Consider the following 21297-nt stretch of genomic DNA (forward strand, 5'->3'; position numbering starts at 1 on the left):
GTAGCGCCCGAGCAACATATGAGGGCTATTGCGGTTTTGTCCTACGGTGCCTTATGAAGTAGAGCCGCTTTTCGCCTGTTACGTATGGCACAATCGTTTCAGCGTTTTTGGTGGTGGTCACCCTAAGCGTCCTGATTCGCAGCGCGGCTGCGGCTTTTTCCCCAAGAGGAGAACCATGAAGAAACTGAACAAAGTGGCGATGTTGTTTGCCTCTGCAGCGCTCGCAACCGCCGCTGGCGCACAAACTGTAGACAACTGGAAGAACGGTTCCGGCGATCTCGTCTGGAAGAACGGCACCAACGAACTGTGCTGGCGCGATGCCAACTGGACGCCTGCTACGGCAGCTCCTGGCTGCGACGGCGCTATCGCTCCCAAGGCAGCAGCCCCTGCCGCCGCACCTGCAGCAGCCCCTGCTGCTCCCGCTGCCGCGGCTCCTGCCGCAGCAGCTCCTGCTGTTGCCGCTCAAAAGGTAACCTACGCTGCTGACGCATTCTTCGACTTCGACAAGTCGGTCCTGAAGGCAGAAGGCAAGGCCAAGCTGGACGATCTGGTCTCCAAGGTCAAGGATATCAACCTGGAAGTGATCATCGCTGTGGGTCACACTGACTCCGTGGGCTCCGATGCTTACAACCAAAAGCTGTCTGTGCGCCGTTCCGAAGCCGTGAAGGCTTACTTGGTGTCCAAGGGCATCGAAAAGAACCGCGTCTACACCGAAGGCAAGGGCGAAAAGCAACCCGTGGCTGACAACAAGACTGCCGAAGGCCGCGCCAAGAACCGTCGCGTGGAAATCGAAGTGGTCGGCACCCGTGCTACCAAGTAATCTCTGATTACTCCAAAAAAAAGCCCCGGTGACGGGGCTTTTTTTATGTCCAGATGATTTGTACATCCTCGATAGGGCATAGGTCCTTGGGGGAAAATGGCGATATGACTGAAGCACTCAACGCAGACCCTGCAGAATTGGCCAAGTTCTCAGACTTGGCCCACCACTGGTGGGACCCAGAGAGCGAATTCAAGCCTCTGCACCAAATCAATCCTCTTCGCTTGGACTGGATTCACGCCCTTGCTGACCTGAACCAGAAACGAGTTCTGGACGTTGGCTGTGGGGGCGGGATATTGGCAGACTCCATGGCGCGCAAAGGAGCAAATGTCACCGGGATTGACCTGGCATCCAAGTCACTTAGGGTTGCGCAGTTACATGCCTTGGAAACAGGCACTCCGAATATTCAATACCGGGAAATCAGTGTCGAGGCGCTCGCGCAAGAGCAGCCCGCCAGCTTTGATGTGGTGACTTGCATGGAAATGCTGGAGCATGTTCCAGATCCCGCCTCTGTGGTGCGGGCCTGCGCTGAATTGGTGAAACCCGACGGATGGGTGTTCTTCTCGACTTTGCACCGCAGTGCCAAGGCTTTCATGCTCGCTATCGTAGGGGCGGAATATGTTCTCAACATGCTGCCCCGTGGCACCCACGAATATGCCAAGATGATTCGACCCAGTGAGTTGGCCGCTAGCTGCCGCGAGGCAGGGTTGGACCTGGTTGGCACAAAAGGGATGGAATACAACCCGATCACGAAGCGGTATGCCCTGACTACAGACACCAGCATCAACTATATGCTGGCAGCACGCAAGTTTTCCTGAAATCCACGCTATGTTCAAAAACGTTGCGGCCGTCCTGTTTGACTTGGATGGAACCTTGGTGGACAGCGCGCCCGATCTTGGGGCTGCGGCTGACAAGATGCGAACGGATCGAGGCTTGACGTCTTATTCCTTGGATCACTACCGGCCCATGGCTGGCGCTGGGGCGCGGGGCATGTTGCACAAGGCGTTTGATATGACGCCCGAGCACCCCGACTTTCCCGCAATGCGTGAAGAGTTCTTCGTCAATTACGAGAACCGGCTGACCGAGTTGACCTCGGTATTCGACGGTGTGGAGCATTTGTTGCAATCTCTTCAGGCCCGAGGTTTGCCTTGGGGCATCGTTACCAACAAATCTGCCCGCTTTACTGATCCGCTGGTGCGGGCCACTGCGCTGTTTGCATCCGCTGGTGTGGTGATCAGTGGTGACACGACACCCCACGCCAAACCGCATCCGGCTCCGCTACTGGAAGCGGCTAGGCGCCTGGGAGTGGAGCCTATCCGCTGTGTCTACGTCGGTGATGATGAGAGAGACATCGTGGCAGGGCATGCTGCGGGCATGTCTACTGTGAGCGCAACATACGGCTACTTGGGTGCGCATTCCGATGTTTCCAGCTGGAATGCGCATGCTTCAATTAATTCTCCAGTCGAGCTCTTGCAATGGATCGCTGTGGCCTAAAATAGGACGCATGGGGCTGTCCTGGTTTCGACGTGGGTTCGGAATCGGTGCGGTGCATGTCGAGCTTGAGTCACGCTCGTAAATCTCGATTTAAAAAACTAACTGCAAACGACGAACGTTTCGCACTCGCTGCTTAATTGCCAGTGAGCCTTGCAACAGTTGGCCGATGGGCTGGGCAAGGGGGTTCTGAGCAATCAGTGCCTCCCGGCTGCAAGGATAATTACATGGGCTGGCCTTGATCCGGGTACCTTGGGTCGAGGTAAGAAAATAGGGTGCTGGCTGTGGGTGTAGCGTGCGACTGCGCGATATTCATGGCGAGATTTAAAACAGACCGCTAAACATGTAGATCTGCTCGATGAAGGCTGACGGACGCGGGTTCAATTCCCGCCAGCTCCACCAAATTGAAGGGCTCGGATACTCTCCGGGCCCTTTTTCTTGCCCGAAATCCCCGCGCCACGCGGGGTTCCGGCCACCTGTGCTGCGGGTGACCACCGGCCGAAACGCCCGAAATCGGCCACTTTCTCGGCCAGAGCTGTCTCTGTTCTCCGTTTGGCCTGCGGGTAGGCGCAGATGGTGGTCTTGCAAAATCAACAACTTACGCGTGGCGGTTCACCGTCAACCATGACCACCGGTCAGGCATCGAACACAGTCAGAGCATCTCCCGCAGCACCCCCAGCCGGTGGTCAGCGAGTGAATCGGACCCTTGAAGCGAAAATGTCGACGATGACCAACAAGACGAAAATCGCCGCCGATCTGCAGTCTGCGTTGTCTGGGCAGAGCCCACTGAGCATCGATCTGTATGTGGAAGTTCTGGCCGAGTACGAGGACGAACTCAAAGCCTCGCTGGACAAGGACGCCGATGACGCCCTGCTGTGTATGCTGGCCGACGACGGTGACGTGGCGATGATGGTCATCGACTGGGATGGCAGCATCTACCGGAATGAAAACGCGTTGAAAAAGCTGCAGGCCATGTGGCGGCACAGCTTTGAGATCAATGTGCAGACCCTCCTGCCCATCCTCAGTGACCACATCAGCCAGAAAAACCTGGGGGTGGCAGGTATCAAGTGGCTGCCCGCATCCAGCGATTGAAGCGGGCTGACGAACGGCGGTCCTGGTTACGAATCGAAGGCGGCCACCGCCTCCCGCTGCGCCACCCAGTCGGTTGGCAGCGGATTCCGCTGGAACCACAGCAGGCTCATGCATTTGGGCTGCTGCCCGGCCAGGATGCTCTGGATGATGGCGGGCTCCAGCAAGGTCAGACGCAGCAGTTCGTTCACCGTCGAGTGGTGCAGGCTTTCGCGTTGGGCGATTTCGCTGCCGCTGCCGACCACGCCTTCGTCCAACAGTTGCTGCCAGTAGAAGGCCCGCGTCAGTGCCACCAGCAAGGGCTGGTCGATCTGGGTCGCCACTTTCCCCGGTGTCTCGACTTGCCCATCGGGCCGCACCACCACCTTGCTGGCACCGCGTTTCCGGATCTTCAGCGGGATGAATGTTGAGAGCTTGACCCGTCCGCCATCCCGGCGTTCGCGAGCGACTGGCGTGCCGGTGGCACTGACCTTGAGTTTCATGCCAACTCCTCCATCTGCTCCCATTCTTGCAATTCTGCGCCTATGGTGCCGGGCACCAACTCGCCGGCCAGTTCCTGCCAGCCCTGATCGCGCCAGATGATTTCCAGCCCGCCATCGGCAATTACCGCACGCTCGATCAGCAACTGCGCCAGTCGGCATTGTTCGGCGGGGAAAAGCTGCTGCCACATCGCAGCCAGATTGCGCATCGGCAGCACCACTTGGGGTTCGGTCAGATCAGGCCGAATCTGCTGCATCCGATCCCACACCGACTGCACGACGTGCGGGGCTGACAGCGCTGCTACGATTTGCTGGGTTACCAATTCCTCAATGGGCGCCGCTGGCAGAGGTCCGTGGCTGCTGGCCCACGCGCCGAAGCGCCGGTGTTTGACGGGTGTGTAGTACCGATATGTCTTGCCCTTCTTGACCGTGTAGCTGGGCACCAACCGTTCGCCGTCGGGCGTGAACAGCAAGCCGCGCAGCAATACCGGGTCACGCTGGCGGTCGTTGGTCTCGCGCCGCCGCTCGATGCCATCGGTGGCGATCAGGGTGTGCACAGCATCCCACTGCGTCTGGGTGATGATGGCCTGATGCTGACCCGGAAAAGCCTGCCCCTTGTGCACGATGTCTCCCAGGTACATCCGGTTGTGCAGCATCTTGTAGATGGTCTGCTTCGTGAAAGACTTGCCACCCTTGGTGACCACGCCTTCCGCGTCGTAGGCCTTCACCATCAGTGTGGCCGAGCGCATCGTCACGAAGTCGTCGAAGATGTGGCGCACCAGCGCAGCCTCGGTTTCATTGATAACCAGCAATCGGTCGCGCACGTCGTACCCCAGTGGCAGCGGCCCGCCCATCCACATCCCCTTGGCCTTGCTGGCCGCGATCTTGTCGCGGATGCGTTCCCCCGTCACCTCGCGTTCGAACTGGGCAAACGACAGCAGCACGTTGAGCATCAGCCGCCCCATCGAGGTGGCCGAGTTGATCTGCTGCGTGACGGCGCTGAAGCTGACTCGATGGCGGTCGAACACATCGACCATACGCGCAAAATCGGCCAGCGAGCGTGACAGCCGGTCGATCTTGTAAACCACCACGATGTCGACCTTGCCCATCTGGATGTCGGCCATCAAGCGCTTCAAGGCAGGCCGATCCATGTTCCCGCCGGAAAACCGCCATCTTCGTAATCATCGGCCACGGCGATCCAGCCCTCGTGGCTCTGGCTCTTGATGAATGCGTGCCCGGCTTCCTTCTGGGCATCGATGGAATTGAAGGACTGGTCCAGCCTTTCGTCGCTGGAGACGCGGCAGTACACCGCGCAGCGTTTCGGTGGCACGAGCAACGGCGCGTTCATTGAGCTTCCCCCTTGGCGCCCCGCAGACCAAAGAACTTCGGCCCGTTCCAGTGCGTGCCGGTGATGTGGCGGGCCGCCGCCGACAGGCTCTTGAACACCTGGCCATCCAGGGCATACAGACCATCTGGCGTGACCGTCACGCGGTACTCGCGCTCGTTCCATTCCCGAATCAGCGTGGTGCCGGGCATCAGCAGGGTCTGCGCGCTGCGCCCGGCGGCTGACTTGATCTTGGAATGCTTGGCGCCAGCCTCGACCAGCATCTTGCGCACGTTGGTGGGCAATGCGCCGTAGGACAGTTCCTGAATACGGTACGCCAATCGGGATTCGACGTAGTTGCGGTTGCGATGGCTGGGCCGCCGAGGGAAGTGCTGGTCCCACAGCGCCCAGAGCTCGGCCATGGGCAGGGAGGGCAGCGAGGCCAGCTGCGCAGCGATGGTGTGTTGCTGTTCGGCGGCCATCCTCAGTCCTCCCAGATTGCGGTGCCACCTAGCGTGATCCATAGGCGGGCATCGTCAGCGGTTGCCATTTCGCGGGTTGCCACGCCACTGGCGCGGTGGGTGCCGGATTTGCCGGTGAACCAGTAGGCTTGGCCATCGTGCTGTACGCGGTAGGGCCCGAGGTGATCGAAATCGGCCTCGATGGTCATCACGCCGCGCGGGCGCTGGTTGGTGTCGGTAACCTGTACGCGCAGGGTTTGGTGGGTGCTCATTGCTTTCTCTGAGAGGGGTTTGCGGACCTCCATGAACGCGCTGTGGCGACCAGAAGCCAAGTCAAACCGCGCTCTGTTCAACGTCATCGACCTGACCTGTCGCTACATCGAAACGCCCGCCCAGCAGGGTCTTCGCACGCCCGGTGCGTTTGTCCTTGACACCCAGGATGTAGACCTCGCCGTTCCAGACCCCGCAGGCCACGTCGGTGTCTTCAGAGTCGGCGGGCAGCAACCAGCCGGTGATGCCCTCGGGCAGATGCAGCAGGTCCTCCGGCGCGTGGATCGGCCAGCGCATCGACTCCTGATGTCGGTCGGCAAACTGCAGAATCTCTGGCGGTGTGCCGGGGAAGTTTTCTTGGCTGAGGATCGGAATCCAGGCCAACAGCTGCCCGCTGGCGAGCCAGCACTGCACGCGCTGCGCGACCTCCGGGTCGTAGTGGGCCAGTGGCTGGCCGGGGATGGTGTCGTTGTTGTTGATCGTGGTGGTCATTTCATTTCCTTGAAGGCTGGTAACCCGGCGCATCGCCGGGTGGTAACCGAGGTGGTAACTGGTAACCCCGTTTCGGGGCCTGTCACTGGCGAGGCAGCGCGCTCGCGCCCCCCGTATTGCTTGATGGCGAGGAAGGACCCAATTCGCCTGTGGGCAGGTGGCGTGACGATCAAGCCGCTGGCATTTCTGCCGCCAGTGCATCGCCAGCGGCTTCGATCAACGCTCGAGGAATCTCAACCGGGAAGCGACTTTCGTCGTGGTGGTAGTTGATCTGGCGCCGGGCTGCCGAGGCGCGAGCCAATGCGTTCATCACCGGCATCAGCTGTTCGTGCAGCTCGATTTCGGCCATTGCCGCACGGCAGTGGATGAAGTGGTCCCGCGCCTTGCGCACGGCATCGGGCAGGCCAGCCAGTTGAACTTGAATCGCATCACGCTGGCGCTCAAGCTCGGCCTGCGATGCCCGGGTAATGCGCAGCTCCACCTCCAGCTTGGTCAAGGTTTCAGGCACCACGAATTCCGCTTCGGTATCCAGCAGCGCCCGAGATGCCGACTTCGTTTCGACAGCAATGCGCGCGTCGAGGTCCTCCAGCCGCTTGGCGATCTTGCCCAGTTGGCCATCAACCGTCTGCGCTTCAGCGGTGAGCGCCTTGCGTTGTGCCATCAGATCGTCAAGCTGCTTGCGGGCCACTGCGAAGCGCTCGGGGGTGGCCAGGACCTGCTGCAGCGGACGCAGTTGGCTCTCCAGGTTGGACACCTTCGACTTGAGCCTTTCCATCCGCTGATTGGCCTCGCACAGGATGGGCCAGTGGGCTTTGGCGGCCGGTGGCGTGTTCATCGACAGAGAGCCAGCGGCATCACGCAGCCGGTTTTGCTTCTCGCGTGCCGCAGCGTGCTCGGCTTCCGCCTCCGCCAATTCGGCCTTGAGGGGCGCGAGTTCCAAGTTGAGCGCGTCGTGCTCAGACTTGATCTTGTCGAGGTAGGGGTTGGACTTCTTGCTGAACGGGTTCAGTTTCATGGTGGTGGTCTCCGGGTTTGATCAGGGATGGACGGGGGTCAAGCGGGATACAGGGCGTCGCCGGGCCGTGCGACGGTGCTGACCCACAGGCCTGGGCCGACCTGTTTCTTGATGCCGACGGGCGCGCCGGGGCGGCGGGGATGGCTGGTGGCCTGCCAACCCTGGTGGGAGTTGGTTTGCCCGGTCATCGCCGCAATCGCGGCAGCCAGCGGGGACAGCTGCGTTTCGGCAGAGGTGGATGGGCTGGTGGTCTGCGGCGTGATGCTGAGAACCTTGGCCCAGATGGGATGCAAGTTGGGATTACTCACGGTGAGCTCCATATCGAGTGCCACCCTCGATGCCGGGTGGCGTGGCAGGATTGGTTTGGGAACGGGTCTGGGCAATGCGCCAGCGCGCCCCCTCCCGGCTGTGGCCGAGGTGGGTGATGTCGATGCCCTTGGCGCGGTAGGCCGGGGCGATGCGGCGCAACTGATCCGACAGACCCTTGGGTGAGCGCGGCCAACTGCTGCGGTCGGGGATGCTGTGGGTGTTCAGCAGGTCGTAGAGCTGGCCTGCGGTGCCTTGCCAGTTGATGGGCAGCACGCGCTCGGCGAGGTACTTGTCCAGGGCTTGCGCGACGGCGTTGCTTTCCAAGGCCCGGTCGATGCCCGCGCGCACGAGTTCGGCGTACTGCTGCTGGAATTCACCAGCGGCGAAGCCCATGGCGCGGGCTACTGCCTCGCCCAGGCGCTCGTAATCAGCCATGCGCTGCTTCTGGGTCAGCTTGACCGTTGGCAGAATGGCCAGCGCCGCCGAGAACAGATCCAGCAGCCCAGCGAACACCTTGGATTGATCACGTTCCCAGCCCGCGTACGTGTCGGCATCGTCGCGCCGGGCATCGGCGGGAATAGTCGGCAGATCGACGTGGATCACCCGGTCGATCAAGTCGGGGCGCGTGGCGACCACGGCGATGCCGTTGAGCACCACAGGCCGTTTGGTTTCCATGACGTGCTCTTCGCCATTGGTGTAGAGCTGGCGCGAAGCAAAGCCGCCGCCGGTGGCCAGGGTGCAAAAGGCATCCTGCTGCTCAGGCGTGAGGCCAGAGAGGTTCTCGTAGCTGACCAGCCAGTTGTTGGCGGCGGCGACGAACACGTCCTCCACCGTCTTGGGCCGCCCGCGCAGCATCACCTTGTTGGGATCGACCAGGCTGCGCAGCACGAATTGCGTGGTGGACTTGGCCGAGCCTTGCTCGCCCACCAGCTCCAGCGCCGGGAAAGGGGTGTCCGGACGGAAGCAGTCCAGCAGCCACGCCAGCACCATCACGCGGCTGTGCGTCGGGACGTTGGTGTGCTGCCAGAGCAACCCGACATCGCCATGGGTCATCCTTGTCGGCACAGGCATCGGCAGCGAGCGCATCGAAGGCGTGCGGGTGAAATACACCGGCGATTCGTTCACCACCCGCCAGCCCTGGGGGGTGACGTGGATGGCCTGCCACTGCTCATCGGCCAGATCGATCAGGTAGCCGTCGTCGCAGCGGGCCGCGCGGACGTGGACTTCAATCTCATCGCCATCGTTGATGCCTGCGGCGGCGAGCGTGGCCAGGGCCGATTTCATTGTGGTTTCCGGCACGCCCATTTCCTTGGCGCGCCAGTAGGCGGCGCGCAGCCAGTCTTCGAAGCCGGAGGAATACACCCGCCACACTTCGCGCCGACTGGGCATCGGGATCACGGCGACCGCATTGCGATCCGCGTCGTGGTGCAACTGGCATTGCGCCCGGGCCAGGGTGACCAGTTCATCGAGCGCGCTGGCATCGTCGTCGCTGCCCGGCAGTTCGTCACGCACCAGTTTGTCGAGCACCGTCACCGAGCAATCGCGGTTGGTCTTCTTGGCGGCGTGGCGCAAACGCAAGTAGCTGGGCAGGTCTGTGGCCTTGAGGATCGCGAAGGCGCGCACCACGTCTTCCTCGGCCAGCACGCCCACGTCATCGACCAGACGGACCAGTGCCGCCTCGATCACACCAACGGGATCGGTGTCAGGTGTCGGTGCCTTCGTTACCGCAGCATCCATCTCGACCGTGTGATGGTCGTGATGGTGGTGACGGTCGTTCTCTACTGCTCCGTCCGGGGAAGGGATGGACGCACTCACCATCACCCCCGTTTCGCCAGTTCGGAGGTGCGCCCAATGCGGCGGCTGTTGGCTTCCAGCCAAGCCAGCACATCGGCCTTGCGATAGCGGACGGTACGTCCGATCTTGGTGAGGATGGGGCCGCCGCCGTGGGTGGCAGACCACTCCAGCCAGCCGACGGTGTAGCCCATGCCAGCGGCGGCTGTTTTACGGTCGAGCAAGGCCTCGACGGGCGCTTGCCAGAATTCAGCACGCAGATCAGCGGTGCTGGCAATGTGTGATGTTCGGGCCCGTTTGGGCATGGCGGCATTCCTTCGGGTTCATTTGGAATGCCGCCATCGTGGTTCGCCTCGAACTTGGCGAACAGGAAGTTCAGAAAGGTTTTCTGAACTTCAAAAATCCATCGTCAGGTCCGGTGCCGATTGATCTCCGGCCCGAACAGCTTGAGCGCCTCGCCCAGCTTCTTGTTGAAGGACAGCAGGCCGCGCGTGTCACTGGGCATCAGCTCTTCGGCCGCCTGGATGACGGCCTCGCTGATGGCAGAGGCGTTTGGGCGGTTGCCCACTTGGTATTTGCTGGCGGACTTGGCCAAAAGATGCGCCATGAGCGCGATGGCCTTCAGGCTGTTCATCTCGGCTGCCTCGCTGCCATCAGGCAGAACGGCTTGGCGGGCCTCGTCAAACAGGAAGGCTGGGCGATCCTCGAACGGCAGTTGCTCGAACCACCGGCGCAGGCTGGCCTTGTCGATCACCAGACGATCCTTCTCTAGCAACTCGTCGATGGGAGCGCCCTTGAACACTTGGCCACGCGCGGTGAGGATACCCAGGTCTTCATATTCGAGGTGCTCCGTGCGCAGGGCTGTGACCAGCGCGGCCCGCTTGGCGCTCATGCACTGGGTCTCGAAATTCAGACTGGCGAGCTCGGCAGGCTCCACGCCGCACCACAGGGCAATCGCGTCATCAATGCGGATGTGGTCGGCCAGGTCCCAGTAGCGCAGGCAGTTGTTTGGGTTGGGCATGGATGCCTTTTTTCGGTATGGTGGAATTTTCGTCTTGCCAAATTTTGCCAAAGAACCTACGCTTGCGCCATGAGCACGATGAACATCTCTCTCCCCGACACCCTGAAGTCCTTCGTGGATGAACAGGTCAGCCAGCGCGGCTACGGCACGAGCAGCGAGTACGTGCGCGAGTTGATCCGCAAGGATCAAGACCGCCTGCAACTGCGCAACCTGCTGCTGGCCGGAGCAGCCTCGGCCCCGGCGGCCCATGCCGATGCCAGCTACTTCGAAGACCTGCGGGATCGGGTGCGCAAGGCCGGCAAGCCCGCTGCCAAGGCGTGAAGGCCAAGCCAGTCATCCCGCGTGAGCAGGCCAACCGGGATGTTGACGAGGCCGTTACCTACTATCTGACTGAAGCAAATGAGGCCGTGGCGCTTGGCTTCATCGATGCGCTGGAGAAGGCCTACGGCCACATTGCCCGCCATCCGGCAACGGGTTCTCCCCGCTACGCACACGAACTCAACTTGCCCGGCCTGCGCGCCTGGCCGCTGACGCGCTACCCGTACATCATCTTCTACGTCGAGCGTCCCGATCACATCGACGTCTGGCGCGTACTTCACGGCCAGCGCGACATCCCGGCGTGGATGCAGGAGCCCGACGCAGTGTGATGGTCGGACCGCCGGGAGATATCTGCGCTTTCGCCTGTGTAAACAATAAGCGACGACCATCACAACCATCACCACTGTCACAGCGGGCCATCGACCGTGATGGTTGTGACGGTAGTGATGGTCACCGCCATTGTTATGGTCGGCGCATGCACATATGCCCCAGGTAAAAGGGGTCCTTACTGGCGATATTCCAATACGGAGGGCGCAAGCGCAGCATCTCGCCACCGTCTGGCCAGGAAACAAGGTTTGCAGGGTTTGCGGTTCGCACCTGGCAGTGTGGGCAAGCGGGCCGAAAGCCCGGTCAGCGCGCGCCTGTGCGGGATGGCGGCAACGCGGAAGGTGCGAACCTTCGTGCGTACCCGGCTCGCAGGTTTGCACCCAGGCGAAACGAAAAACGGCCAGGATAGAAAACTCAATGCTGGCGCGGGTTTGCAGTCGATTCGTTGGCTGGATTGCAGAAATCGGCCCACGAGCCTTTGCGCAACGTCTGACGCATCGGACACAGGTTGTCATAACTTTCCGTGAGGCGCGCACACGCGCACGCGTGTAGAGAGTTACGTGGAACTGCGTCAGACCTTGGTATCGGCAAGGACCTCCAGAAACTGGACACCCTTGGCCGCCGATCAGACCACGCGATACACCCGCTCGCCGGATTTGTTGTGCGCCAGCACCACGTTCAGGCCAAGTTTCTTGCGCAGCATTCCGGAAATGGCTCCACGCACGGTGTGGGGCTGCCAGCCCGTGGCCAGCATCAGTTGCAGGCTGGTCGACCCCTGCGGGCGGCGCAGCGCCACCACCAGCGCGGCGAGCTTGGAGCCGGGGCGCACCGGGATGCCATCCAGAAGTTGGAGGTCGTCGGTGGTGTCCATCGGCTGGACATCATCCGGCGGCATGGGGCGTTGCTGGCCGATGGCCGCGTAGCCCGCGTCGGTCAGCACGTGGCCGCCGTCGGCTGGCTCGATCCACCCGCGCTGCAGCAGTGCAGTCAGCACCTTGGCCCGAGCGCCGCCGCGCAGGGTGTCAGGCGGAATCACACGCCCATCGGCACGGCGGGCCGCAGTACGCAGTAGCAGGCTTTGCGCTGGGGAGAGTTTGAGCAGGGTCTCCATCATGGCCTCCGTCACTTGGCCTGGCCGTCAAAGATCGCCAGCAGGTCATCCAGCGCCTGATCCACCCGCCCGAGGTCGCCAACGTGGCCCCAGTGGATGGCGTCAGGGTCGTGGCCGAAGTGGTCGTCGGCCAGTTGCTGCAGCCGTTCCAATTTGGCGTGAATGGCGGCGGTGCGGGCGAGGTAGGCGTCGAGGGCAGTGGTCTTGGTGTTCATCGTGGGGCTCCTTGATTGGTGGATCACGCCACCATTCACGCGCTGAACGATCAAGAAGCCAAGAAAAAGATGATGCCCACGGCATCGAACCCTCGTCTGGTGGCCTTCAACCTGATAAATTGCAGTCTTTGCGATTTAAACCGACTTTATGCCGCCCCAACCGCTGCTGCCGGAGCCCTGCCATGACCGCTGAACCGTGGGTGTCCGTGGACCAGATTGCCGAGCATCTGGGTGTCACGCGCGACTCGATCTACCGCTGGATCGACCGCAAAGGCCTGCCAGCGCACCGCGTGGGTCGGTTGTGGAAGTTCCAAGTTTCCGAGGTGGATGACTGGGTGCGCGCCGGTGGTGCCGATGAGCATGCGGCTCCGGAAGAAAAGGGCTCGTGATGACCGGCCCCATCGAATTGCTGAATGAACACGAGTCTGCAGCCCGTGAGGGCTGGTAGGCCAAAAGGAGGGAAGTTTGTCCGCCATTGATACCCTGATCGCCCAAATCAGCGATCCCCGCCTGCGCGAGCGCCTCACTGCCGAGTGGAACAACGCGAAGAAAGAAAAGAAATTCGGTTTGGTGTTCGAAGACCACCTGCCCGAGTTGTTGCCGCTGCACGGCGCCAAGCCACGCAAGGGCGATCTGGTGTGTCGCCGTCAGGGTGCGCTGAAAGATGTGTGGCAAATCAAGTCCATCCACGCGGGCGTGGCCACCTGCGTTAAACCCAGCAACGAGGCACACCCCAGCGAACCCACCCGCGCTGCGGCAGAGCCGGTGCAGTTCCCGGTGGATGAACTGCTGGTGGTGCGTGAATTTGGCGAGCCGATCTTCCCCGCGCTGGTGCCGGTGGATGCCGTGGCCAACGGCCCGCTTGACGCCCCCTGGCACACGCTGATCGAGGCCGATAACTACCACGCGCTGCAGTTGCTGGATTACCTGTATGCCGGTCAGGTCGATTGCATCTACATCGACCCGCCCTACAACACCGGCGCGCGGGACTGGAAATACAACAACGACTACGTGGACGGCAACGATGGCTGGCGGCACAGCAAGTGGCTGGCCTTCATGGAAAAGCGCTTGAAACTGGCCAAGCGCCTGCTCAAGCCGGATACCGGGGTGCTGATCGTCACGATTGACGAGCACGAAGTGCATCACCTTGGGATGCTGCTGGAGCGGGAATTTCCGGAGGCGTACCGGCAGTTGGTGACCATCGTCATCAACCAGAAAGGCGTCGCCCAGGGGCGTCTGTCCCGCGCCGAGGAATATGCGTTGTTCTGCTTCAACCCTGGCGTCACATTGGCAGCACACCACGACGATCTGCTTTCGCCCGACCGCGGGGATTCCAAGCGTTTTCAAACGCCGCGATGGGAGCGGTTGTTGCGAGGCGGTACGAACTCCCGACGGGAAGATCGCTATGGCCTGTTCTTTCCGATCACGGTTGATCCCGAGAAGCGCAAGATCATCGAGATTGGCGATCCCTTGCCTCCCGATCAGCAACCTGATCTGAGCAACCTATCGGATCGCCGAACGGCATGGCCGTTGCGTACCGATGGCACGCTCGGCAACTGGCGGGTCAGCCCACCGACCTTGCGCCAGTTGCTGGCCAAAGGCTATGTAAAGCTGGGCGGCTTCGACGAGGCCCGGGGAACCTGGACCATTCTGTACCTTGGGCAAAAGGCACAAAACCAGATCGAAGCAGGCGTTATCGAGATCGTTGACCGGCACGAATTGACTGGCGAAGTGACGGTGCGTTACACCGAAAGCCAGCAGCGCTCCATCAAAACGGTGTGGCACCGCGCCACCCACGATGCAGGTAACTATGGTTCGAGCTTGCTGCGCGGGATTCTGGGTGAAGGTGGGAAATTCTCTTTCCCGAAGTCGCTCTACGCCACGCGGGATGCCGTGGCAGCCGTAGTCCGTGATCGCCCCAATGCCCTGATCGTGGATTTTTTCGCAGGCAGTGGCACTACGCTCAATGCCGTCAACCTGCTCAACGCCACCGATGGCGGGTCACGCCGTTGCATCCTGGTCACCAACAACGAAGTCTCGGCAGAAGAAGCCGCCGCGCTGAGCGCCCGCGGCTTGCAGCCCGGTGATGCGGAATGGGAGGCGCAAGGCATCTGCCGTTCGGTGACCTGGCCGCGCAGCAAGTACACCATCCTCGGACAGCGTGACGATGGCACGGTGCTGACCGGTGAGTACCTGACTGGCAAAACCGTGGAGCGCGAGAAAGCGCGCAGCTTCACGCAGATCGGCTTTGTCGATCCGGCACAGCTCGACACACTGCCCAAGAAGAAGCAGGTGGTGGCGCTGATCGATGGTCTACCGCAGACGCTGGTGAAAGATCCGTGCCCCTTCATCGTGTCGGAAGGCCACAAGGCCAGCGTGCTGTTTGACCCGGCAGCCGCGGAAGACTGGCTGGAGGCGCTGGACGGGCAAGAGCACATTACCGACTTCTACATCGTCACGCCCGTCAAGCGTGTGTTCGACCAGTTGAAGGCGCAGGTGGCCGAACTGCTCGGCCCGATTCTGGTGCCGGAGGAAGAAAAGCGCCCGATGAGCGCAGGCTTTGCCGCCAACCTCGCCTACTTCAAGCTGGATTTTCTGGAGCGCGAACGCGTGTCGCTGCGCCGCGCCTTCCACGAAATCCTGCCGCTGCTGTGGCTGAAGGCCGGGGCCGTGGGGCCGCGACCGGAGTTGAAGCGTGGCGAGCCGGAGCCGGTGCTGTTTGCGCCAGAGGGCAGCAATTTCGTGGTGTTGCTGGATGAAACCCGTATGGGCCGTTTGCTGAAGTCGCTGGAAGGTCGCATCGGCTTGTCGCAGGTGTTCATCGTCACCGATGCGGACGAATCCTTCAAAACCATGGCGCAGGACGTGCGCGAGGTGGCGGCCAAGGCCAACCCCGGCTTGGCGGTGGTGCAGCTGTACCGCGATTACCTGCTCAATTTCATGATCAACAAGAACCAGGACCGCGCTGCCGGTCAGGCTGGCACACAGGGAGCGCGGGCATGAGGGTCACGCTGTTCGATTTTCAGAAAGACGCGCTGGGCAAACTGCGCGATGCTTTGGTAAGTGCCCGCAAGAGCGTGTCGCCGGATAACCAGCAAGTCGTCGCCTTCTCGGCAGCCACGGGCAGCGGCAAGACGATCATGATGACGGCGCTGTTCGAGGCCATATTGGACGAGCCCGATGACCAATTGGCCTGGCCGCTGGATTGGGCACCGCAACCGGATGCCGTGATCCTGTGGGTGTCGGACATGCCCGAGCTGAACGAGCAGACCAAGCTCAAGATCGAGAGCAAATCGGACAAGGTGTACCGGGTTAATCAGCTCATCACCATCGATGCGCATTTTGACGCGCCCCGGCTGGATGGCGGGCGCATCTATTTCATCAACACGCAGAAGCTGGCCGTCAATCAACCGCTGACCAACCGTGGCGACGGACGGCAACATCTGATCTGGGAAACGCTGACCAACACCGCGCGCGCTGTTCCCGACCGCTTTTATGTGGTGATCGACGAGGCGCACCGCGGCATGACCTCGGGCAAGGGGGCGCAGGCTGCGCAGACCTTGATGCAGCGCTTCTTGTTGGGTTACCCCGAGGTTGGCCTGGTCAAGATGCCGATGGTGATTGGGGTGTCGGCCACGCCCAAACGATTCCTGGATTTGATCGCCAACGCTGAGCACACCGTGACCACGCACAAGGTGGCCGTGCCTGCTGAGGAGGTGCGCAAGTCTGGCCTGCTGAAAGACCGCATCCTGATTCATCACCCGGAAGCCGCCACCACGGCTGAGATGGCGCTTTTGGAAGAGGCGGCACGGCGCTGGGGGCAGATGACGGCCGCCTGGGGCGCGTACTGCCATGAAGAAAAAGAACAAACCGTCTGGCCGGTATTGGTGGTTCAGGTCGAAAACGGTTCAGACCGGCAACTGACCAAGACCGATCTTGGCGCAGCGCTGACCGTGATCGAAAGCGCCATTGGTCGCCGTTTGAACGAAGGCGAGGTGGCCCACGCGATGCACGATACGGGCGACCTGGACGTGGGTGGCCGCCGGGTGCGCAAGGTCGAAGCCTCGCGGATTGATGCGGACAAAAACATCGGTGTGGTGTTCTTCAAGACCAGCCTGTCCACCGGCTGGGATTGCCCGCGCGCCGAAGTGATGATGTCGTTCCGCCGTGCGGAGGACCACACCTACATCGCCCAGTTGCTGGGCCGGATGGTGCGCACGCCGCTGGCACGCCGCATCGAAAAGGATGCGGCGCTCAACGATGTGCATCTGTTTTTGCCCTACTTCGATACGGGGGCCGTGGAAAGCGTGGTGGCCTCGCTGCACAACGCGGAAGATGTGCCGCCCGCCGAAACGGGCTCCAGCCGCAATCTGGTGGTGCTCAAGCGGCGCGAAGGCTGCGAGGCCATCTTTGCGGCACTCGACGAATTGATCACCTACCGTGTGAATGCCGCTCGGGCGCAAAGCCCACTGCGCCGGTATATGGCCATTTCACGCAGTCTGACCATCGATGAGATTGATGACGATGCCTGGGGCCAAGCCAAGCAGCAGATCGTTGAGTGGATGGGGCAGCGCATTGCAGCGATCAAGGCGGCAGGCCAGTTTGACGCGGCGACCAAAGCGACCACGCAGGTTGGCCTGCGGACCTTGGCTGTCAATAACGGCACTGGCGTAGCTGAGCCGACTGCGGACTATCACATTGATGCCTCGGACGTGGACATTGATCGGCTGTTCGAAGAGGCTGGGCGCGCCTTCAGTCACGGTTTGCAGATGGAGTATTGGCGCGCCCACGCGGATCGCGATGCGCTGGATGTGAAGGTCGAAGCCATCGTTCTGGCTCGCAACGCGGCAGAAATGGCTGTTCTGGAATCCAAGGCGGAGGCGGCCTTCGACAGCCTCTATGACCAGCACAAGAAGGCCATCTACAAACTCAAGGAGCAGCGGCGCGTCAATTACGAGAAGCTGCGGCTGGCGACGGCCAAGCCCAACGAAGTGCCATGGCATTTGCCAGCATCCATCGACTTCAAGCGCTCGCCTGCCGATCCGATTTGGGAGCGCCACCTGTACGTAGAAAGCAGTGGCCAGTTCCGTACCGAATTGGGCACCTGGGAAGCAGGGGTGTTGAAGGAAGAATTGGCCAAGCCTGAAGTGGTCGGCTGGTTGCGCAATCTGGATCGCAAGCCGTGGTCACTGGAAATTCCGTATGAAACGGGTGGTGACGTGCGCCCGATGTTTCCAGATCTGGTCGTGGTACGCAAAAGCGGCAGCGAGTTCGTCATAGATATTCTGGAGCCCCATGACCCTAGCCTGAGTGACAACTTTGAGAAAGCGGTCGGGCTGGCAAAGTTTGCGGAAAAGCACGGCGGGTTATTCGGGCGCATTCAACTGATTCGGAAGCAATCCTCTGCCGGTGGCGAGCATTTCGCGCGCCTGGAGATCAACCAGGCCGCCACGATCAAGAAGCTGCTGCTGATCAACAGCAACCCGCTGCTTGATGATCTGTTTGCTGCTGCATCCAGGTAATCCCAGGGAGTGGAAATGAGTTCAAGCAAGAAGGGCCAGATCGAGAGCGCCAAGATCGTCATTGGCGAGGTGTTCTCGCGTTTCTGGTTCCGCATCCCGGATTACCAGCGAGCCTATGTCTGGGGCAAAGATGAGATTTCCGAGCTGATCGATGATGTGAATTACGCCAGCGAGCACAACCCGGAAGGGCAGTACTTTCTGGGTTCTATGGTGCTGCGTAAGGCAACTCGCACCACCGACGGGGTGAGCTTTGAAGAGTACGAACTACTGGATGGCCAGCAGCGTCTGACCACGTTAATGCTGATGCTGGCCTGCATCCGTGACCGAGTGACGGATGACAAGCTTAAAGCCGCTTGCCGTGAAATGCTGTTCCAGGAAGAGAACAAGTGGAAGAAGATTCCCGGTCGCAATCGCATCGTCTATGACATTCGCGATAACGTTGGCACCTTCATCGAAAGTTACATCAAGACTGATGGTGGCTCTCAGAGCCCGGATTTGGTGGGCATCGCAGCCAGCAAGAACCTGTCGCTGTCGAATATGGCCGCAGGCTTGCAGACCATACATGCCAGTATTGATGACACCACCCGTTTTCCGTCCGAGGCAGACTTTGACCGCTTTGTCGGATATTTGCTGAACAACGCACTGTTCATCTATGTCTCCACCGAGGATCTGGACGACGCTTTCCGCCTGTTCACCATCCTTAACGACCGGGGCATCCCCCTGTCGAACAGCGACATCCTCAAGGCCAAAAACCTTGGCGCCATCAGCAAGGACAGTGAGCGCACCAAATGGGCCGAATACTGGGAGGAGGTCGAGGGCGAGATGGGTCGTGATGAATTCGACCGATTCCTATCCCTGGTGCGCACGATCTACGTGAAAGATAAGGCGCGCGAAGGTCTGCTCAAGGAATTCGACGAGCGCATCTACGGCTCCAAGCCGCCACTGCTGGCGCTGGGCAGCGATACCTTCGAAGCCGTCAGGGCTTACAAGGATGCATTCGACCAAGCCATTCAGTTCGATGATCTGCCGACTGCCCTGGGCAATGAGTATCGCAACCGCATCAACGTCATGCGCAAGGGGCTTCCGTCCACCGATTGGATTCCTCCGGTGCTTGCCTGGTATCGCAAGTTCAAGGCAGAGAAATTGCTCAATCTGATTGAATGCATCGACAACAAGTTTTCTGCTGACTGGATTCTTCAGCTCACACCCACTCAGCGCATAAGCAATATGAACGATGTGCTGAAGGCCATCGACGGTGCCAAAGTGCCAGCTGACGTGCTGGACAGCAAGGTTTTCGAGTTTGATGGCAAGCAACTGGCCGTCCTTCTGGACGGCGCGATCTATGGTCGCCGCTTTGCCAAGTACGTGTTGCTGCGGCTGGAGTACCTGCTCGCCAGCCACGCAGCCCCGCTGAATCTGCCCGATGAAATCAGCGTTGAGCACATCTTGCCGCAGACACCTTCCGCGACCAGCCAATGGGTTAAGGATTTCACCGAAGAGCAGAGAGAGTGTTGGCTCCACCGCTTGGGCAACCTGATGCTTCTGTCTCGTCGCAAGAACACGTCCTTGGGGAATCTTGACTATGCCGACAAGCGGGTACGCTACTTTGAGGACCGTGTTGAAAGCTTGCCGAACTCTCAACGCTTGCTGGCCACAACTGCGTTTGCCCTACCTGACCTGGAGAACCGGCACAAAGATCTTTTGGATCGCTTAGCAAACTCCTACGGAGCGAAGCAGTGATCAGCGACAAATGCAAGTGAGGGGCTGTGATGGTCAGCAAGAAAGTAGCGCCGAATCTCTCTAACAAAACAGAGGTTTCCCTCGTCCGCTCGTCGGCAGCCGAATACCTGACGTTCATCGCAGCCAGCGGCCAGGGCGGCGTGGAAGCGGTGTACGCTGACGAGAACGTCTGGATCACCCAGAAAATGATGGCGCTGCTCTATGACGTTGACGTCCGAACCATCAACTACCACCTGAAGAAGGTGTTTTCCGATAGCGAACTGGAGGCTGATTCAGTTATCCGAAATTTTCGGATAACTGCCTCGGACGGCAAGAGCTACAACACCCAGCATTACAAGCTGCCCGCCATCATTGCGGTCGGCTACAAGGTGAATTCCGAGCGTGCGGTGCAGTTCCGCAAGTGGGCCACGGGGATCATCGAGCAATTCACTATCAAGGCCTACGTGATGGACGATGAGCGCATCAAGGCCGGTGGTTCGGTCCTCATCGATCAGTATTTCGAAGAGCAACTGCAGCGCGTCCGCGAGATTCGCATCTCGGAGCGCAAGTTCTACCAGAAGATCACCGACATCTACGCCACCGCCATTGACTACGACGTGACGGCGCAGGCCACCAAACGCTTCTTCGCCACGGTGCAGAACAAGTTGCACTGGGCCATCCACGGACAGACGGCGGCTGAGGTCATCTACCACCGGGCCGATGCCGACCAGCCCAACATGGGGCTGACCTCATGGAAAGATGCGCCAGCGGGCAAAATTCAGAAATTCGATGTGGTGGTGGCCAAGAACTACCTGACCGAGCATGAGATGGCGCAACTCTCTCGCTTGGTCAACGCCTATCTGGACGTGGCCGAAGACATGGCGCAGCGCAAGATTCCGATGACCATGCAGGACTGGGAGACCCGTCTGAACCGTTTCATCGAGGCCACCGATCGCGAGGTGTTGCAGGACGCAGGCAAGGTGACGGCGGAAATCGCCAAGGCCCACGCTGAAAGCGAGTTCGAGAAATACCGCATCGTGCAGGATCGGCTGTTTGAGAGTGATTTTGACCGGTTACTGAAGCAAGGCACATTCAGTGACGATTCCGGAGAGCAGCAAGATGACCCTGTCTGATCCTCTCGTCGGTCGCAACATTCGGGTCGATGCGAACAGCTGCGAAAGGTGGCCGGAGGATTCACGGTGAGTCGCAGTCGTCGCAAGACACCGATTTTCGGCCATACCACCGCCCGCTCAGAGGCTGATGACAAACGTCTTTGGCACAAGCGTTGGCGCTCGCGTGAACGCGATCAATTGGCTTCCCTCAGCCCGGGCAGCGATCCCTTGCCTGTGCATCGTCAGGCTGTGTCGAGCACTTGGGATATGGCCAAGGACGGAAAACATTGGTTCGACCCGAGACGACAACAGAAGCTTGCAGAACGCATCGCCGCTCGCCGTAGCCAGTCGAACCCGGAACGCATGTCCCTGCAGGCTCGATTGCTTGCCAAGTGGCGAGCGAAATAGTTCAAC

General features: G+C 60.6%; 24 protein-coding genes, 1 other RNA gene and 1 pseudogene. 14 read left to right on the forward strand and 12 right to left on the reverse strand.

The annotated features are described in order from the left end of the window. Window positions 1–175: 175 nt before the first annotated feature. The 5 genes from ompA to IHV84_RS06750 all read left to right on the forward strand — a co-directional run bounded on the left by ompA (window position 176) and on the right by IHV84_RS06750 (window position 3400). Window positions 176–820 (forward strand): outer membrane protein OmpA, encoded by a 645-nt coding sequence (gene ompA, locus IHV84_RS06730; protein ID WP_198846288.1) that lies wholly within the window; start codon window positions 176–178, stop codon window positions 818–820. Window positions 821–924: 104 nt separating this feature from the next. Next, on the forward strand, window positions 925–1635 hold the full coding sequence (gene ubiG, locus IHV84_RS06735) for a bifunctional 2-polyprenyl-6-hydroxyphenol methylase/3-demethylubiquinol 3-O-methyltransferase UbiG (RefSeq protein ID WP_198846289.1): 711 nt from the start codon (window positions 925–927) through the stop codon (window positions 1633–1635). Between the two features lie 10 nt (window positions 1636–1645). Beyond that, window positions 1646–2311, forward strand: coding sequence for a phosphoglycolate phosphatase (gene gph / locus IHV84_RS06740; RefSeq protein ID WP_198846290.1), 666 nt, complete (start codon window positions 1646–1648; stop codon window positions 2309–2311). Window positions 2312–2323: 12 nt separating this feature from the next. After that, window positions 2324–2710: a transfer-messenger RNA gene (gene ssrA, locus IHV84_RS06745) on the forward strand. A gap of 324 nt (window positions 2711–3034) precedes the next feature. Further along, window positions 3035–3400 carry a hypothetical protein gene (locus IHV84_RS06750; RefSeq protein WP_066690589.1) on the forward strand — a complete coding sequence of 122 codons (366 nt, stop codon included), beginning with the start codon at window positions 3035–3037 and terminating at the stop codon, window positions 3398–3400. A gap of 26 nt (window positions 3401–3426) precedes the next feature. On the opposite strand, the gene IHV84_RS06755 is transcribed toward IHV84_RS06750, so the two are convergent. The 10 genes and pseudogenes from IHV84_RS06755 to IHV84_RS06800 all read right to left on the reverse strand — a co-directional run bounded on the left by IHV84_RS06755 (window position 3427) and on the right by IHV84_RS06800 (window position 10559). Further along, complete coding sequence (locus IHV84_RS06755; protein WP_066690592.1) at window positions 3427–3879, reverse strand: hypothetical protein; 453 nt, start codon at window positions 3877–3879, stop codon at window positions 3427–3429. Further along, a pseudogene (locus IHV84_RS06760) lies at window positions 3876–5224 on the reverse strand (recombinase family protein). Before IHV84_RS06760 ends, IHV84_RS06755 begins: the two are co-directional and overlap by 4 nt. Further along, on the reverse strand, window positions 5221–5682 hold the full coding sequence (locus IHV84_RS06765; RefSeq protein WP_066690598.1) for a DUF2924 domain-containing protein: 462 nt from the start codon (window positions 5680–5682) through the stop codon (window positions 5221–5223). The pseudogene IHV84_RS06760 and the gene IHV84_RS06765 overlap by 4 nt, the downstream one beginning before the upstream one ends. Before the next feature lie 2 nt (window positions 5683–5684). After that, window positions 5685–5933: a hypothetical protein gene (locus tag IHV84_RS06770; RefSeq protein ID WP_142080957.1), complete on the reverse strand. Its 249-nt coding sequence runs from the start codon at window positions 5931–5933 to the stop codon at window positions 5685–5687. A 61-nt stretch (window positions 5934–5994) separates the two neighbouring features. Further along, window positions 5995–6423, reverse strand: coding sequence for a hypothetical protein (locus tag IHV84_RS06775; protein ID WP_066782978.1), 429 nt, complete (start codon window positions 6421–6423; stop codon window positions 5995–5997). 169 nt (window positions 6424–6592) lie between these two features. Continuing rightward, complete coding sequence (locus IHV84_RS06780) at window positions 6593–7438, reverse strand: hypothetical protein (protein ID WP_066690604.1); 846 nt, start codon at window positions 7436–7438, stop codon at window positions 6593–6595. 38 nt (window positions 7439–7476) lie between these two features. Further along, window positions 7477–7746: a hypothetical protein gene (locus IHV84_RS06785; protein WP_198846291.1), complete on the reverse strand. Its 270-nt coding sequence runs from the start codon at window positions 7744–7746 to the stop codon at window positions 7477–7479. After that, the gene (locus IHV84_RS06790) at window positions 7739–9562 is read right to left on the reverse strand and encodes a hypothetical protein (RefSeq protein ID WP_370541212.1); all 1824 of its coding nucleotides are present in this window, start codon (window positions 9560–9562) and stop codon (window positions 7739–7741) included. Before IHV84_RS06790 ends, IHV84_RS06785 begins: the two co-directional genes overlap by 8 nt. A 2-nt stretch (window positions 9563–9564) precedes the next feature. After that, a complete protein-coding gene (locus IHV84_RS06795; protein ID WP_198846292.1) occupies window positions 9565–9843 on the reverse strand; it encodes a hypothetical protein in 279 nt (92 codons plus the stop codon). Window positions 9844–9947: 104 nt separating this feature from the next. Continuing rightward, window positions 9948–10559 carry a hypothetical protein gene (locus tag IHV84_RS06800; RefSeq protein WP_066782981.1) on the reverse strand — a complete coding sequence of 204 codons (612 nt, stop codon included), beginning with the start codon at window positions 10557–10559 and terminating at the stop codon, window positions 9948–9950. A 69-nt stretch (window positions 10560–10628) separates the two neighbouring features. On the opposite strand from IHV84_RS06800, the gene IHV84_RS06805 reads away from it, so the two are divergent. Beyond that, window positions 10629–10880 carry a type II toxin-antitoxin system ParD family antitoxin gene (locus tag IHV84_RS06805; protein ID WP_066695732.1) on the forward strand — a complete coding sequence of 84 codons (252 nt, stop codon included), beginning with the start codon at window positions 10629–10631 and terminating at the stop codon, window positions 10878–10880. Next, window positions 10877–11206, forward strand: a complete 330-nt coding sequence (locus tag IHV84_RS06810) for a type II toxin-antitoxin system RelE/ParE family toxin (RefSeq protein ID WP_066695733.1) — start codon at window positions 10877–10879, stop codon at window positions 11204–11206. The genes IHV84_RS06805 and IHV84_RS06810 overlap by 4 nt, the downstream gene beginning before the upstream one ends. A 623-nt stretch (window positions 11207–11829) precedes the next feature. On the opposite strand, the gene IHV84_RS06815 is transcribed toward IHV84_RS06810, so the two are convergent. Together IHV84_RS06815 and IHV84_RS06820 are read right to left on the reverse strand one after the other, a co-directional pair. Beyond that, entirely contained in the window at window positions 11830–12315 is a 486-nt protein-coding gene (locus IHV84_RS06815; protein WP_198846293.1) for a DUF3489 domain-containing protein, read from the reverse strand. 11 nt (window positions 12316–12326) lie between these two features. Next, window positions 12327–12530: a hypothetical protein gene (locus IHV84_RS06820; RefSeq protein ID WP_066695738.1), complete on the reverse strand. Its 204-nt coding sequence runs from the start codon at window positions 12528–12530 to the stop codon at window positions 12327–12329. An 18-nt stretch (window positions 12531–12548) separates the two neighbouring features. Here IHV84_RS06820 and IHV84_RS06825 point away from each other — a divergent pair, with 18 nt between their 5' ends. The 7 genes from IHV84_RS06825 to IHV84_RS06855 all read left to right on the forward strand — a co-directional run bounded on the left by IHV84_RS06825 (window position 12549) and on the right by IHV84_RS06855 (window position 21291). Further along, the gene (locus IHV84_RS06825) at window positions 12549–12716 is read left to right on the forward strand and encodes a hypothetical protein (RefSeq protein WP_156445195.1); all 168 of its coding nucleotides are present in this window, start codon (window positions 12549–12551) and stop codon (window positions 12714–12716) included. Then, window positions 12713–12919 carry a helix-turn-helix domain-containing protein gene (locus IHV84_RS06830; RefSeq protein WP_066695739.1) on the forward strand — a complete coding sequence of 69 codons (207 nt, stop codon included), beginning with the start codon at window positions 12713–12715 and terminating at the stop codon, window positions 12917–12919. The genes IHV84_RS06825 and IHV84_RS06830 overlap by 4 nt, the downstream gene beginning before the upstream one ends. A gap of 76 nt (window positions 12920–12995) precedes the next feature. Then, on the forward strand, window positions 12996–15533 hold the full coding sequence (locus tag IHV84_RS06835) for a site-specific DNA-methyltransferase (RefSeq protein ID WP_198846294.1): 2538 nt from the start codon (window positions 12996–12998) through the stop codon (window positions 15531–15533). After that, window positions 15530–18052 (forward strand): DEAD/DEAH box helicase, encoded by a 2523-nt coding sequence (locus IHV84_RS06840; protein ID WP_198846295.1) that lies wholly within the window; start codon window positions 15530–15532, stop codon window positions 18050–18052. The genes IHV84_RS06835 and IHV84_RS06840 overlap by 4 nt, the downstream gene beginning before the upstream one ends. 15 nt (window positions 18053–18067) lie before the next feature. Continuing rightward, on the forward strand, window positions 18068–19792 hold the full coding sequence (locus IHV84_RS06845; protein WP_198846296.1) for a DUF262 domain-containing protein: 1725 nt from the start codon (window positions 18068–18070) through the stop codon (window positions 19790–19792). Between the two features lie 29 nt (window positions 19793–19821). Then, on the forward strand, window positions 19822–20904 hold the full coding sequence (locus tag IHV84_RS06850) for a virulence RhuM family protein (protein ID WP_198846297.1): 1083 nt from the start codon (window positions 19822–19824) through the stop codon (window positions 20902–20904). A gap of 66 nt (window positions 20905–20970) precedes the next feature. After that, window positions 20971–21291 (forward strand): hypothetical protein, encoded by a 321-nt coding sequence (locus tag IHV84_RS06855; protein WP_198846298.1) that lies wholly within the window; start codon window positions 20971–20973, stop codon window positions 21289–21291. Window positions 21292–21297: the final 6 nt, after the last annotated feature.

It is taken from the genome of Acidovorax sp. IB03, assembly GCF_016406015.1.
GTDB lineage: Bacteria > Pseudomonadota > Gammaproteobacteria > Burkholderiales > Burkholderiaceae_C > Acidovorax > Acidovorax temperans.